The organism is Prevotella phocaeensis (assembly GCF_900065875.1).
In the GTDB taxonomy this organism is placed as follows: domain Bacteria; phylum Bacteroidota; class Bacteroidia; order Bacteroidales; family Bacteroidaceae; genus Prevotella; species Prevotella phocaeensis.
Map to the genome: position 1 here is coordinate 532,953 of NZ_LT160626.1, position 15,012 is coordinate 547,964.

Below are 15,012 nucleotides of genomic sequence, written 5' to 3' on the forward strand. Positions count from 1 at the left end.
GGGGAGCGCGCCACGATTGGCGGACGCGCCCCCGACGAATGCGGGCGGGAACGTTACTCGCCCCACACCGAGTACGGAGCATAGCCGCGGTTGGCCTCGCTTGCTTCCTCCTCCTCGTCGTCGTCGAAGAAGGAGCCTTTCGACAGGGCCGGCTTCTTGGCGGGATCGTCGTCGGTGATCACGCCGATGGAACCGGCGAGTACGCTGTTTTCCAAATCAATGCGTCGCGATTTGATTTCTGGTTTGATGTATTTTTTCATGTTCGTCATTGTTTGTTATGGTTATCGGGGCGCGCCCGCCGATTGACGGACGCCCGCCCGATGGGATGCGTTTATTTTACGATTACCTTGCGGCCACCCACGATGTAGATGCCGGCGGGCAACGAGTTGCGAGTGGCGGCGTCGAAGCGGTCGGCCACGCGCTGGCCACGGAGGTTATATACCGGACTGTTCGCGTCGGCCGCGTCGTTCGTCACGCCGTCGATGCCCGTGGGATCAACGCCGTCGAGGACGACGAAGAGTTCTTTGGCGCCTGACGCCTGCGGCGGACAGGTGATGTAGGCCCGGTAGATGGGCACCACGGCTTCGGGATACGCCGTCGTTACCTTGTGGAACTTGCCGTCGTCTTGCAGGATGTAGGCTTTGGCGGCAGCTGCGGTGGCGTTGTCCACGCCGTCCATCGTTCCCACGAGTTTGTAGCCTTTGGCGGTGGCCGTCAGGCGGGCGTCGGTGTAGGCTCTCACCTGCAGGTTCGTGCCGCCGAGCTGCGGCGTGCCGTTCGCCGTTATGTAATACGGCTTATAGGCTTCGAGCGTGCCGGTAACCGGATCGAAGTAGGCCCTGTTGCTTTCGCCGCCCGAGATGGTGTGGGCTTGGAAGCCCTGAACAGGCAGCTCGTAAGGCAGGCAGACGGTGGCGCTGTGCAGGTTGCTGAAGGGGCGCTCGTAGGTTGCCTTGACGGCGGTGAAGTCGATGCCGATGGGCAACGGCTGTCCGTCGGTGAGCACGAAGTTTTCGCACGTCCAGCGACTGTTCGCCGCGCTGTAGTACACGTAGTTCACCACGTTCTTTTCGGCCGCGCGGAAGAGGTCGGGCATGTCGCCGAGCACCTGTGCCCAGTGGCTGTCGTCGGTGCGGCCGTTCTGCAACTTCGACGTCATCACGCCGTTCCGTAGCTCCTTCTCTATGGCCTGCGTGCCTTGTGCCGTGCCGCAGGGGCTGAGGTAGTAGCTGTTGGTGGCGCCGGCGTTGCGGGCGAAGGTGTAGCTGTCCGCGCCGGCGTTGTTCGTGCCGGCGTAGAGGCAGTTGTTCAGCACGCAGGTGCCGTCTTGCTGCCCTACGAAGCCGCCCATTTCTTTCTTGCCTTCGTCGGTGGTGGCGTTGAGCGTTCCCCTGACCACGCAGTCGGTGAAGGTAACCTTACCGTCGTGTATCCATCTGACCATGCCCGACAAGCAGTGCGAGGCGTTCTGGCCATTGGTGAGCTCCACGTCGACGGCGCAGCCCGAGATGGTAACGTTCCCCTCCGTCACGCCGGCCAGACCGGCGATGGGGGCGTTGTCCGACTTGATCTTTCCTTTGACGCGCAGGTTCTTGATCGTGGCGCCCTCGCCCAGAATCCGGAACGGATGGCCTTGGTCATACCCGTCTGCGGTCCAGTCGACGGTCAGCGTATGTCCCTGTCCGTCGAACGTGCCGGTGTAACGCGCGTAGGTACTGCCCACGATCCAGACGTCCGTGCCGAGGTCGACGTCGGCCGTCATCTTGGCGTTGACCACCTGTCCGCTCTCCACCAGCTCGCAGTATTCCTTCCAGTCGGCTTTGTCGGCGATGGTGAAATAGTCGTTCAGGACGGAGGTCATCTGCACGGCCACGGTCTGGTCGGCCGTTACGGGCGTGGAGGCGGTGAAGTTGCCGCCGGCGAAGGAGAGCGTGTACACGCTCAGCGGATTGTAGTCCGTGCCCGCCAGCTCCTTGGCCTTGGGCAGACCGCCGAAGATGGCGCCGCCGCTGTTGGCGTAGCGGGTGGCGGTGTTGCCGTTGTAGGTGAAGTCTACCTTGTACACGCGCTTCGTGGCGGTGGCGTCGAGCTGCGGCTCGTCGTCGGTGCCGAGCGTCTGTCCCCAGACATTTTCTGCGCGACCGGCTTGCAACTTGTGGGCCACATAGCCGCTCTTGAGCTGCTCGCCGCTCACCTTGTCGCCCTGCAGCGTGCCGCAGGCGTAGAGGTAGTTGCAGTTGTTGAGGGTGACGCCGGCGGGGGCGAAGGTGAAGCTGTTCTCGGTGGCGTTGTTCTCGCCGAGGTAGAGGCAGTTGGTCAGCGTGCAGGCGCTGCCGCCGACATTATCATAGACAAAGCCGGCCATGCCTTTCCGGCCCTCCTCCGTGGTGGCGTTGATGTTGCCCTTGACCACGCAGTCGGTGACGGTAACATTGGTATTGTAGCCTACCAATTGAATCAGGCCCGCCGCTTGGCATGCGCCATTTCTGCTGCTCGTGATGTCCACGTCGCTGACGCAGTTGGAAAGCTTGGTGGTGCCATTGGCATAACTAAGCAATCCGGAAGCACCGCCACCGCTCGTCGTGATCTTTCCTTTGACGCACAGGTTTTGGATGGTGCCGCCATCCACGTAATTGAAAGGAGCGCCAACTCCTTCGCCCTCCCAATTGACCGTGAGCGTATGCCCCTGTCCGTCGAACGTGCCGGTGTACTGCTCGACAGAGCTGCCCAGCCGCACGATGTCCTCGCCGAGGTCCACATCCTGCGTCAGCTTGGCGTTGAGGCCGGTATGGCCGCCGGCCACGAGGCCGCAGAACACTTTCCAGTCGTCCTTGGTGGCGATTTCGAAGGTGCCGCCCACGGTCATGCTCACGGGCACGGTCTTGTCTTCCGTTACGAGCGTTTCGGCGGTGAAGTTGCCGCCGTCGAAGATCATCGTGTACGTGTTCTGCGGGTTATAGCCCGTGCCGAGGATGTCCTTGGCCGTGGGCAGACCGCCGAAGACGGGCTGGGCGTTGTTGGCGTAGCGCGAGGCCATCTCATTGCCGTTGTAGGTGAACTTCACCCCGTACACCTGTTTTGTGGCGTCGTTGGTGAGCAGTGGAACGGTGTCGGTGCCGAGCGTCTGTCCCCACACTTGGTCGGTGCGACCGGCTTGCAGCTTGTAGGCCACCTCGCCGCTCTTGAGCTGCTCGGCCGTTACCTGCTCGCCCTGCAGCGTGCCGCTGGCGTTGAGGTAGTAGCAGTTTTCGAAGGTGCCGCCCTTGCGTAAGAAGGTGTGGCATTTTCCGTTGTCGGAGGCGTTGTTCGTGCCGAGGTAGAGGCAGTTGGTCATCGTGCAGTCGGCCCAATCGGTATAGATGAAGCCGGCCAATTGTCGCACGCTTTCCTCCGACCGGTCGGTGATGCTGCCCATGACCACGCAGTCGGTAATGGTGAGGTGGGCACTGCCTACGCCGCTAATCAGGCCCCCCGCGTTGGACGGCTCTCCGCTGTGGCCTCCCGTGATGTCGACGTCGGTGATGCAGTTGGAAATGGTAACGTTGCCATAGACTGCATAAGCCAATCCGGCCGTATTGCTTTCATCCACCGTGATTTTTCCTTTTATGCGCAGGTTCTTGATGACGGCGCCATTCTCCACGTTAAGGAAGGGAGTAGCTCCCGCTTCGCCCTGCCAGTTGATCGTGAGCGTGTGGTTCTGTCCGTCGAACGTGCCGACATACGGATGTAAATATCTGCCCACCTGCACGATCTCGGTGCCGAGGTCGATGTCCTGCGTCAGTCTGCCGTTGAGGTTGTGCTCTCCGCCGTTCACGCGCTGGCAGAACGCTTTCCAGTCAGCGGCCGTCGAGATGGCGACATCGTTGACATGGGCGGTGATCTGCACGGGCACGGTTATGTCGGCCGTTACGAGCGTGAAGACCTCGAAGCCGCCGTCGAAGATCATCGTGTAGGTTTTCGTTTCGTCGAAGTCAGCGCCCACCAGCTCCTTGGCCGTGGGCATACCGCCGACGATGTTGCCGTTGTAGTTGGTGTAGCGCGAAACCGTGTTGCCGTTGTAGGTGAAGTCTACCTTGTACACGTGCTTGCTTGCGAGGGCCGTGGGCAGCGGCTCGTTGTCGGTGAGGATCGACTGCCCCCAGATGTTGTCGGTGCGGCCGGCTTGCAGCTTGTAGGCCAAAGCGCCGTACTTCACCTGCGCTTCGCTCACCTGCGTGCCCTGTGCTTCGCCGCAGGCGTTGAGGTAGTAGCAGTCGGTGAGGGTGGTGCCGGTGCCGTTGCCCTTGGCGAAGGTGTTGCTGTTGGGATCGCCGGTGGAGTTGTTCTTGCCGACGTAGAGGCAGCGGGTCATGGTGCAGCTGCCCTCAGCCCAATAGACAAAGCCGGCCATTCCTCTCTGGCTTTCCCACGCATTGTCGGTGATGCTGCCTTTGACGAGGCAGTCGGTGATTTGAACCGAGGCACCTCTGGCTACAACGAGAACCATGCCCGCCGCTTGGGATGCCTCCCCCAAACGGCCCCCCGTGATCTCCACGTCGCTGGCGCAGCCCGTGATGGTGGTGGTGCCATTGGCCTCACGAATCAATCCGGACAAGCCGAAACCCTTCGTCGTGATCTTCCCTTGGGTGCGCAGGTTCTTGATGGTGGCGTTCTCCACATAATAGAAGGGGGCGATTTGGTTATCTTCGCCCGCATTCCAGTTGAACGAGAGCGTATGTCCCTGTCCGTCGAACGTGCCGGAGTACGGGTAGCTCACAGAGCCCAGCATCACGATCTCCCCGCCGAGGTCCACGTCCTGCGTCAGCTTGGCGTTGAGGCCGCGCTCGCCGTTTCTCACGCGCTCGCAGAACGCTTTCCATTCAGCGGCCGAGGAGATGCTGACTTCGTTGCCGCCGCCGGCCTGTGCCCATGCCAGCGCGGCCAGCACGAGTACCAGCAGGGAGAGGCCGAGCCTCTGAATCGTTTCTTTTTTCGTTGTTTTCATATTACTTTTTTGTTTTTTGGTGAATAGAATGGTTTTCACGCGTTCTCGTCGCCGTCGTCCTCGTCGTTGTCGGGCGCGTCGGGCGTGTCGTCTTTCTTGGCGCGCGTCATCACCTGCTCCTTGTAGCGCTTGATGTTGGCGTTGAGGTAGTTGATGAGCGGCGAGAAGTCTTTGTCGGTGCCCACGACGACGACGGCGTTGATCAGCCTGACGGCGTTCTGGTAGGCCTCGTCTGTGGCCAGTCGTGCCTTGCGCAGTGCTCCGGCAATCTGCTTCGATACGTCGTCGGTGCGGGTGGCGAGCAGTTCCTCCACGCGGTTGTTGGCCTCTTTGAGTGCGTCGACGTAGGGCCGTAGCGAGAGCAGCTGCACTTGGTCGGCGAACTTGGAGTTGAGGTCGTCCACGAGGTTCATGATGCGCGATGTCTCACGCTCCAGCTGCATGTCGGGATCGATGCCGTAGTCCTTGAGGTGCTGCCACAGGTCGGCGGCCGCCTTGGCCATGTCGGCCACGGGCAGTCGCAGCATTCCCTTGACGGCTGTTCGGTAGCCTCGGAAGATGGAGTCGCGCTCCTTGTCCTTGGCCGCGATCTGGTCGGTGTAGGCGTTTTTCTTCGATAGCATGAGGTACTTGTCTTCCTCGTCGATGGCGGGCTTGAGTGCCGCCACGGCAGCTTTCACGTTGGGCGTGGCCTTCACGGCCTCGTCGCTTTCCATCACGTTGTGCACGTCCTTCACGTAAATGAAGTGGGCGTCGTTGGTGAGATGACTCAAATGAATGGTACCAATCTGCAGTACATTACTTTCGTTTGCCATAATAACTGATTTTTAAAAAATGAATAACTAAAAAAACTCGATAACTAAAGATTCAATGATTAAATGTCTATATGTTTCAAATCTACCTCCTTTCTTTCGTTTTGTTTGTCACCGTGGCGTGAGCCTTGGCGTCGTTTGCTTTTATGTCTGCGCAGGCCGCGCAAGTCTGCCGTCGTTTGCTTTTACGTCTGCGCAGGCCGCGCAAGTCTGCCGTCGTTTGCTTTTATGTCTGCGCAGGTAGCGCAAGTCTGCCGTCGTTTACTTTTACGTCTGCGCAGGTAGCGCATTTAAGATTTGTTAAGCCTTTACCTTTGCGCAAGCTGCGCATTTAAGTCCTGTTAACTTTTGTCGTTTGCGCAAGCTGCGCATTTAAGACTTGTTAATCTTTTACGTCTGCGCAAGCTGCGCAAGGTCCTCGTCGTTTGCTTTTACGTCTGCGCAGGCCGCGCAAGCCTCCCGTCGTTTGCCGTTTCCACCTTATTATATATATATAGGATGGCGGGCGATCGGGAGCGGCCCACCCCATTGGCCGCCGCCCCCGATGGAAGGCGTTACTTCACGACCATCTTGCGGCCGCCCACGATGTAGATGCCTGCGGGCAACGAGCTGCGTGTGGCGTCGTCTAAGCGGTCGGCCACGCGCTGGCCACGGAGGTTATATACCGGACTGTTCACGTCGGCTGCGTCGACCGTCACGTCGTCGATGCCCGTGACGACGGTTACGTTTACAGCCACGGTGCGGTCGGCATTGATGCGGGTGGAAGCCGAGAAGCCGCCGTCGTAAGTGAGCGTGTACGTTTTCTTGGCGTCGTATTCCGCGCCTAAGAGATCCTGTGCGGTGGGCAGGCTGACGGTCTTGCCGTTGTTGGCGTAGCGGGTGGCCTTCAGCCTACCCTTGTAGGTGAAGTCTACCTTATTGACATGCTTCGCGGCTTCGGCGGTGGGCAGCGAGTTGTTGTCCGTGCCGAGTGTCTGTCCCCACACGTTTTCGGCGCGCTTGTTCTGCAGCAGATAGGTCACCTCGCCGCTCTTGAGCTGCTCGGCGGTAACCTGCGTGTAACGTGGTTTTATGTGGTGCGCGCTGAGGCTGTAGCAGTTGTTGACGATTAGTTCACCAAAGGGGACGGTTCCGAGGTAGTCTTGGGGGCTACTGTCAATGTAGAGGCAGTTGTTAAGTGTAGATTTGCTTCCGCCTTCCGACGGACCTACAAATCCGTCCATTGCCTCAGGTTTGCCGTTGTCCGCGCGGATAACCTTTCCTTTGACGAGGCAGTCGTTAATGGTAACTCTGGCATCTGTCTTAACGAAAGCGACCATACCCGCCGAGAGGCTTTCTTCATTAGTGGTGTTCTTGAAATTCACCTCGCTGACGCAGTTGGAGATCGTGATTGTGCCAATCGCGGCACTAATCAATCCAGACGCAAAATTCACTTTATTCGCAATCTGCCCCTTGGTATGCAGATTTTTGATGGTGGCGTTGCCCACTGAATTGAATGGGGCGCAGAAGTTTTGCGTAGTATTCCAGTCGAGAGAAAGCGTGTGTCCCTGTCCGTCGAACGTGCCGGAATAGTTTTTTATGCCATTGATTCCCACCATTGTGATGTCCGTGCCGAGGTTGATGTCGGCGTCGAGTTTGGCATTGAGGTAGAACATATCCTTTTCGTTGACAAAATGGGCGAAGAGCTTCCACTCATCGAGGTTGCGGATGTACATGGTATTAGTCGTCTTGTTGCCGCGCAACACGGTGAGCGTATATGTTATGGATTTACCTTCGTACTGGGCGTTTTTTCTCTGTGTTACCGTGATCGAGGCGGTACCTTGTTTACCGCTAAATACGAGGTTGCCTGTTTTTTGATCAGAAATGTCTACGATATCGGGATTATTGCTTTTTATACTGAATCCCGGGTTGTTTCGATCAAAGGGGGTTTTACTAGACGTACCGAACTTTATAATATCATAAATGGAACGGGCCTCACCACCCTCTGTGAATAGTATGGATCTGCCGAGGGACGTATATAATCTGTCGCGCACGTTAAGAGTTGCTTCACAAGTTACCTTGGCATTTGCGCCATCGGCTGAAAACAGAGCACGAATTTTTGTAGAGCCTATGGCTTTAGCATGCAAAAGCCAATGCTTTCCTTCAATCAGTTCAAACTCAGCAATATTCGGATCATCGCAGGATAAGATTTCTTTACTGAGGCCGTAGGCTCTAATATAATGGCCTCCATTGATAATCTCATCGTAGGTTTGTTTTTCAAAGTGCGAAGGGAATTTCTGGACATAACCCACAATGATGTCTCGCACCTTGAACTGTCCCCATTTGCGGTTGTTGTGGGTATGGATCTCGACACTTTGTGCCGTGGCATCATACTGGGTGACAACGATGTTGTTGTTGTCGTCATTGAGATCATCCTTATTGCCTTCTTTGATTCCCGAGTTCGAGATAGATTTCTTCTCGAAGTAATAGTCATAGCCAGAGGTAACGCTGCTGATGCGCTTGATGCCATTTTTGTCGTCATAGTCCTCTCCACCCTCCGTGTCGCGCAGGATAATCCAGCGGATGGAAAAGCCGTCGTCAGCCTTTACGGTGATGCGAGAACCCTTTTCCAGTTCGTAGATGGCACCGCTGCCCGTTCCGCTGGTGGTCTTGCAATTGCTGAACGTGATTTGCACATACCCTCTTTTGAGTTTATCTACCGGCTTTTTCTTGCCTATCTCCTTCACAGTATAGCGTGAGCTGAAAATCTCATAGCCGTTACAACCATAATCTGTTGCCCACGCCGACGCCGTCAGCAGCAGGGCGAAGAGGAAGAGGCAGAGCCTCTGAACTGTAATTGAATGTTTCATGTTGAATTAAAATTAAAAAATTAAACATTAAGTTTGATGTTTGAAATTTGATGTTTGAAATGAATCATTCAAATTGAATTTGAAATGATTCGTTGAGATTGAAATTTGGAATTATACCATAGGCGTTGAAGTTTTAAAAGTTAGACATTGGGTTTGAAATGTGAATTTCCGTGGCGTTTGCCGGGCTTCGACAAGCCTGCTGTCGTTTGTCGTTTCCATCTTTTATATATGAGAGGGTTGCGGGGTTATCGGGGAGCGCGCCACGATTGGCGGACGCGCCCCCGACGAATGCGGGCGGGAACGTTACTCGCCCCACACCGAGTACGGAGCATAGCCGCGGTTGGCCTCGCTTGCTTCCTCCTCCTCGTCGTCGTCGAAGAAGGAGCCTTTCGACAGGGCCGGCTTCTTGGCGGGATCGTCGTCGGTGATCACGCCGATGGAACCGGCGAGTACGCTGTTTTCCAAATCAATGCGTCGCGATTTGATTTCTGGTTTGATGTATTTTTTCATGTTCGTCATTGTTTGTTATGGTTATCGGGGCGCGCCCGCCGATTGACGGACGCCCGCCCGATGGGATGCGTTTATTTTACGATTACCTTGCGGCCACCCACGATGTAGATGCCGGCGGGCAACGAGTTGCGAGTGGCGGCGTCGAAGCGGTCGGCCACGCGCTGGCCACGGAGGTTATATACCGGACTGTTCGCGTCGGCCGCGTCGTTCGTCACGCCGTCGATGCCCGTGGGATCAACGCCGTCGAGGACGACGAAGAGTTCTTTGGCGCCTGACGCCTGCGGCGGACAGGTGATGTAGGCCCGGTAGATGGGCACCACGGCTTCGGGATACGCCGTCGTTACCTTGTGGAACTTGCCGTCGTCTTGCAGGATGTAGGCTTTGGCAGCGGCTGCGGTGGCGTTGTCCACGCCGTCCATCGTTCCCACGAGTTTGTAGCCTTTGGCGGTGGCCGTCAGGCGGGCGTCGGTGTAGGCTCTCACCTGCAGGTTCGTGCCGCCGAGCTGCGGCGTGCCGTTCGCCGTTATGTAATACGGCCGGTAGGCTTCGAGCGTGCCGGTTGTTTCCTTGAAGTAGACTTTGTCGTTGCTGCCGCCCGAGAGGAAGTGGGCTTGGAAACTGTTGTTGCGAGGCAGCTCGTAAGGCAGGCAAATGGTAGCATTCTGCGCGCTGTTGCCGGTGCGGTTGTAGGTAACGTTGGCGGCAGTGAAGTCGAGCCCGATGGGCAACGGCTGTCCGTCGGTAAGGCGGAAGTTGTCGCACGCCCAGCGCCTGTTCCCTGAGTCGTAGTACACGTAGTTCGCCTTTGCCTTGTCGGCCGCGCTGTAGAGGCTCGGATTTTCGCCGAGCACCTGTGCCCAATGGCTGTCGTAGGTGCGGTCGGCCTGCAACTTCTTTGTTACCTCGCCGCTCTTCAGCTGCGCCTCGGTTACCTGCTCGCCCAAGTTGCCATTCTTCTCATTATCCGGATGGATGCCTTTAGACTTCTCGGAATAATACACGTGGCTGAGATTGTTTGCCGAGCCTTTGTCTCGGCGCAGGATAGGATTGAGTCCCGAGACCTTGGTGTAGGTGGCATTCACGTAGCTGTTGCGGATGGTGGTCGTGCCGTTATCGCCCCAAGCTACGAGGCCGGAGATGTTGCTGACGTTGCCCTTGTCGCCCGTAATAGAACCGACGAAGGCGCAGTCTTCGATGATGTTATTGCCCGGCAAGATGTGGCCCACGAGGCCGGCCGAGTACTGGTCGCCCGTCCGTTCAAGATGGATGGCAGCTTTTACGACGCAACGCCGGAGAGTCGTGTTTTCACAGAATCCCACCAAGCCGGCCGTGTGGAAATTGTCCGCGCCGGCCGGCGCGGTTACGCTACCCGCGATGGTGAGGTTGTGGATGGTGGCACCATTCGTATAGTTGAAGGGGGCCGTGCCCTGCCCGGTGCCCACGACGTGGACGGTCAGCGTGTGGCCCTGTCCGTCGAACGTGCCGCGGTACTTGTGATCTTCTGTTCCCACCATCATGGAGTTCTTGCCGAGGTCGATGTTGGCTTCGAGCTTGGCGTAGATGTAGTTAATGCCCTTTTCGTTGACGCTTTTGCAGAACAACTTCCACTCGTTGGCGTCCTTGATGAGCGCCGCGCCGTTATAGTCCGCGCGCATCACGATAACGGTGTATGAAAGCGAAGACGCCTCGTAGTAATCGTTCTCTTCCTGCTTCACGGTGATGGTGGCCTCGCCTGACGTACTACCGGGATAAAGCTTGCCGTCAGCGTAGCGGAGGACATTGGGATTGCTGCTAGTAACGCTAAACCCTGAATTTTCCCAATCGAATTTTTCGCCGCTCTCTGTTCTCATTATGAGATTTTTGCGTAAGTCAGAAGTCTTGTCTAAAAGCAGGTGGGCCAGATACCCATCGCCAAAAGTTACCCGGTCGCGCTTTATTTCGACTACCGTGCTACACTCCTTTTTGGCATAATAGTCAGTGGAATTGAAAATGGCGGTGAGCACTACCGTCCCGGGGCGCTTGAAATGTAGTGTTCCGTTCCGTTCGACATCCGTAATTTGATTATTGTTCACCTCGTACTCGGGATATTTCTCGTGATCCCATTTGTTGAGCTCGGGGCGAAACTGCTTGTTTCTGTAGTAGACATGATACCTTTCTTGCTCGAAGCTCACGCTGGACAATTTGACAACCCCCACAATGATGTCGCGCACCTTGAACTGTCCCCACTTGGAATTGTTGTGGGTGACGATCTCGACGCTTCGTGCCGGGGCATCATAATTGTAGACAACGATGTTGTTGTCGTCGTCGTTGAGTCCATTCCAATTGCGTTCTTTGATTTTCGAGTTCGAGAGGGCATCCCTCTCGAAGTAATAGTCATAGCCCGATGTAACCCTGTCGATGCGCTTGATGCCTTCTTTGTCGCTGTAGCGCTTTCCTCCCTCCGTATCGCGCAGGATGATCCAGCGGATGGAATAGCCCTCGTCGGCCTTTACGGTTATTTTAGAGCCCTTTGCCAACTCGTAGATGGCACTGTTGTCCGTTCCGCTGGTGGTCTTGCAATCGCTGAACGTGATTTCGACTTCCCACTGATGGAGTGTACGTACCTGTTTTTTCTTGCCTACTTTTTCCACGGTTTCGCGTGAGCGGAAAATCGAGTAGCTTGAACGATTATAATCTGTTGCCCAAGCCCCCGTGGTGGAAGCCACGAGCAGCAGGAAGAGGCAGAGCCTCTGAATGATTTCTTTTGTTTTCATTTTGATGAATGTTGAATGTTGTTTATTTCTATTTTGCTAAATGTTGAATGTTGTTTGTTTCTATTTTGCTTGTCGAGTGATGGGTTTATCGGGAGCGCGCCACGGGTTGGCGGGGGCGCTCCCGACGGAAAGTTATTTCAGGATGACCTTGCGGCCGCCGACGATGTAGACGCCTGCGGGGAGGCCGTTGAGCGTGGTGCCGAGGTAGCGGCCCGTGAGGTCGTAGACGGGAGCGGTGTTCGCAGCGCCGGCGTGGTCGGTCGGGATGGCGTCGATGGCCGTGGTGGTGCCGTCGTCGTCGAAAGCGATGGAGAGCGCCTTGGCCTCTGTCGCGCTGTTGGAGGTGATGAAGGCGCGGCAGGGCGGAACCATGGCGGCGGGCGTTCCGGCGTTTACCTTGTGGAAGAGTCCGTCGCGCTGCAGGATGTAGGCGTGGCGCCATGCTGCTCCGGCGTTGTCGGCGCTATAGATGACTCCTTCGAGGGTGTAGTCGCCGGCGGATTGTTTCAGTCGTTCGGCCGTCATGGTTTTCACCTGCAGGTTCGTGCCGCCGAGCTGCACGGTGGCGTCGGCCTTGATGAGGTAAGGTCGGTAGGCTTCGAGCGTTCCGGTTTCCCGCTTGAAGCGCAGCTTGTCGCCTTGGTTGTCCAAGAGGCTGTAGGCGCGGAAGCCGCTCACGGGCAGCTCGTAGGGCAGGCAGATGGTGGCTATGCCGGCGCTGCTGATGGTGCGCTCGTAGGTTACGCTGGCGGCGGTGAAGTCGAGCGCGATGGGCAGCGCCGTGCCGTCGGTGAGGCGGAGGTTGTCGCAGGCCCAGCGGCTGTTCGCCGTGTCGTAATATACGTAGTTGGCCTTTGCCTTGTCGGCCTCGCGGTAGGGGCTCGGCGTGTCGCCCAATACCTGCGCCCAGTGGCAGGCGTCGGTGCGGTTGTTCTGCAGCAGCGTGGTTACATAGCCGGTCTGCAGCAGGTCGTCGGTGATGGGCTCGCCCTGCTTCCTGCCGCAGGTGTGGAGGTAGTAGCAGTTGTTGAAGGTGGCGCCTTCGGGGGCGAAGGTGTAGCTGTTTCCGTTATCGATGGCGTTGTTGGTGCCGATGTAGAGGCAGTTGGTCAGGCTGCAGAAGCCGTCCCTCAGCACATAGACAAAGCCGGCCATTTTTTGCCATGCAGACTTGTCGTCGATGCTGCCCTTGACCACACAGTCGGTGATGGTAACCCGGGCGTCGTCTATCCATCGAACCAGCCCCGCCGCTTCGGATGCATTACTCCCATAGCCCCCCGTGAGGCGCACGTCGGTGGCGCAGCCCGTGATGGTGGTGGTTCCATAGGCATCACAAACCAATCCGGCCAATCGGAGTTCCTGCGTCGTGATCTGCCCTTTGACGCGCAGGTTGCGGATGGTGGCGCCGTCCACTTGCTGGAAGGGGGCGATCTCTATCTCTTCGCCGGCATCCCAGTTGAGCGTGAGCGTGTGGCCCTGCCCGTCGAAGGTGCCGGTGTAAGAGTACTGTTCGCCCACCATCCTGACTTCGTCGAGGTCGACGTCGGCCGTCAGCTTGGCGTTGAGACCGGTCTCGCCGTTGTTCACGCGATCGCAGAACGACTTCCAGTCTTCTTTCGAGCCGATGCTCATTTCGTTGTTGTTCTGTGCCCCTGCCGGCGTGGCCAGCATGAGGGCGGTAAAAAGGAAGAGGCTGAGCCTCTGAATGAAATTTTTTGTTTTCATCTTGATGTTTGTTTAATGTTGTTTGTTATTGTCATGTTGTTTGTTGTTGCCATGTTGTTGGTCAAATGGCGGGGCGTTTATTTCACGATGACCTTGCGGCCGCCCACGATGTAAACGCCGGCGGGCAACAGGCTGCGCGTGGCGGCGTCGAGGCGGTCGGCCACACGGCGGCCCGCAAGGTCGTAGACGGCTGCGTTCCGCTCGCCTACCCTGTCGTCCGTCACGCCGTCGATGCCCGTGGGGGTGGTAACGGTTACATTCACCGTGCGGTCGCTGCTGATGGTGGTCGTAGCCGAGAAGTTACCGCCGTCAAAGGCGAGCGTATATGTTTTTGTTGCGTCATACGCTGTGCCGAGGAGTTCCTGTGCCGTGGGCAGCTTCACTTTTCCGCCGTTGTTGGCGTAGCGCGTGGCCGTTACTTTGCCGTTGTAGCTGAACTTCACCTGATATACTTTCTCTGCCGCGGGGGCGAAAGCGATGAGCTGCGGCTCGTTGTCCGTGCCGAGCGTCTGTCCCCAGACGAGGTTTTCTCTGTTGTCCTGCAACAGCTTCGTTACCTCGCCGCTCGCCAGCCGCGCCTCGGTGATGTGCTCGCCCTGCACTTTGCCGCAGGCGGTGAGGTAGTAGCAGTTGGTGAGGGTGAGGGTGTTGGCGTTGCCGTCGGCGAAGGTGCGGCAGTTTTCGTTGCTGGCGTTGTTCTTGCTGACGTAGAGGCAGTTGGTCAGCGTGCAACTGCCACTATTAACATAAACAAAGCCGGCCATTTCTTGCCAACCGTCACCCTCATTGTCGGTGATGCTGCCCTTGACCACGCAGTCGGTGATAGTAACCCGGGCATAAAGGTCAATCGTTTGAATCAGGCCCGCTGCGTAGCTTGCCTCCCCGGCACGGCCTCCCGTGATGTCCACGTCGGTGACGCAGCGGGAAATGGTGGTGGTGCCGCCATTGGCCTCCAGAACCAATCCGGACAAATTGCTACCCTTCGTCGTGATCTTCCCTTGGGTGCGCAGGTTGCGGATGGTGGCACCTCTCACATACTTGAAAGGGGCGATGTCGTCCCTTGAGCCGCCATCCCAGTCGAACTTCAGCGTGTGGCCTTGTCCGTCGAAAGTGCCTTTGTAAGGGGAGTATTTGCCCAGCATCACGATGTCCGTGCCGAGGTTAATGTCGGTCGTCAGCTTGGCGTTGAGACCGGTCTCGCCGTTGTTGTTCACTCGATTGCAGAACGCCTGCCAATCTTCTTTCGAGCCGATGCTCACTACTTCGTTGCCATTGTTGCCCTGTGCCCACGCCAACGCAGCCAACACGAGGACAAACAGGAAGAGGCTGATCCTCTGAATCATTTCTTTTGTTTTCATATAAATTGGAATTAAGAAATA

The 15,012-nt window shown here is 57.2% G+C and carries 8 protein-coding genes; all 8 read right to left on the bottom strand.

Annotated features, from left to right (window positions below; genetic code table 11):
• Nucleotides 1-53 precede the first annotated feature (53 nt).
• Nucleotides 54-260, bottom strand: coding sequence for a hypothetical protein (locus BN3912_RS10365; RefSeq protein WP_036859531.1), 207 nt, complete (start codon nucleotides 258-260; stop codon nucleotides 54-56).
• Nucleotides 261-331: 71 nt separating this feature from the next.
• Nucleotides 332-4,984, bottom strand: a complete 4,653-nt coding sequence (locus BN3912_RS10370; RefSeq protein WP_230204689.1) for a peptidase M26 — start codon at nucleotides 4,982-4,984, stop codon at nucleotides 332-334.
• A gap of 35 nt (nucleotides 4,985-5,019) precedes the next feature.
• On the bottom strand, nucleotides 5,020-5,799 hold the full coding sequence (locus BN3912_RS10375) for a DUF6261 family protein (RefSeq protein WP_023984087.1): 780 nt from the start codon (nucleotides 5,797-5,799) through the stop codon (nucleotides 5,020-5,022).
• 551 nt (nucleotides 5,800-6,350) lie between these two features.
• Complete coding sequence (locus BN3912_RS10380) at nucleotides 6,351-8,645, bottom strand: hypothetical protein (RefSeq protein WP_023984086.1); 2,295 nt, start codon at nucleotides 8,643-8,645, stop codon at nucleotides 6,351-6,353.
• Nucleotides 8,646-8,948: 303 nt separating this feature from the next.
• Nucleotides 8,949-9,155, bottom strand: a complete 207-nt coding sequence (locus tag BN3912_RS10385) for a hypothetical protein (protein WP_036859531.1) — start codon at nucleotides 9,153-9,155, stop codon at nucleotides 8,949-8,951.
• Nucleotides 9,156-9,226: 71 nt separating this feature from the next.
• Nucleotides 9,227-11,908 (bottom strand): hypothetical protein, encoded by a 2,682-nt coding sequence (locus BN3912_RS10390; RefSeq protein ID WP_064972317.1) that lies wholly within the window; start codon nucleotides 11,906-11,908, stop codon nucleotides 9,227-9,229.
• Nucleotides 11,909-12,040: 132 nt separating this feature from the next.
• Complete coding sequence (locus BN3912_RS10395) at nucleotides 12,041-13,633, bottom strand: M26 family metallopeptidase (RefSeq protein WP_023984081.1); 1,593 nt, start codon at nucleotides 13,631-13,633, stop codon at nucleotides 12,041-12,043.
• 77 nt (nucleotides 13,634-13,710) lie between these two features.
• Nucleotides 13,711-14,991 carry a hypothetical protein gene (locus tag BN3912_RS10400; protein WP_023984080.1) on the bottom strand — a complete coding sequence of 427 codons (1,281 nt, stop codon included), beginning with the start codon at nucleotides 14,989-14,991 and terminating at the stop codon, nucleotides 13,711-13,713.
• Nucleotides 14,992-15,012 lie beyond the last annotated feature (21 nt).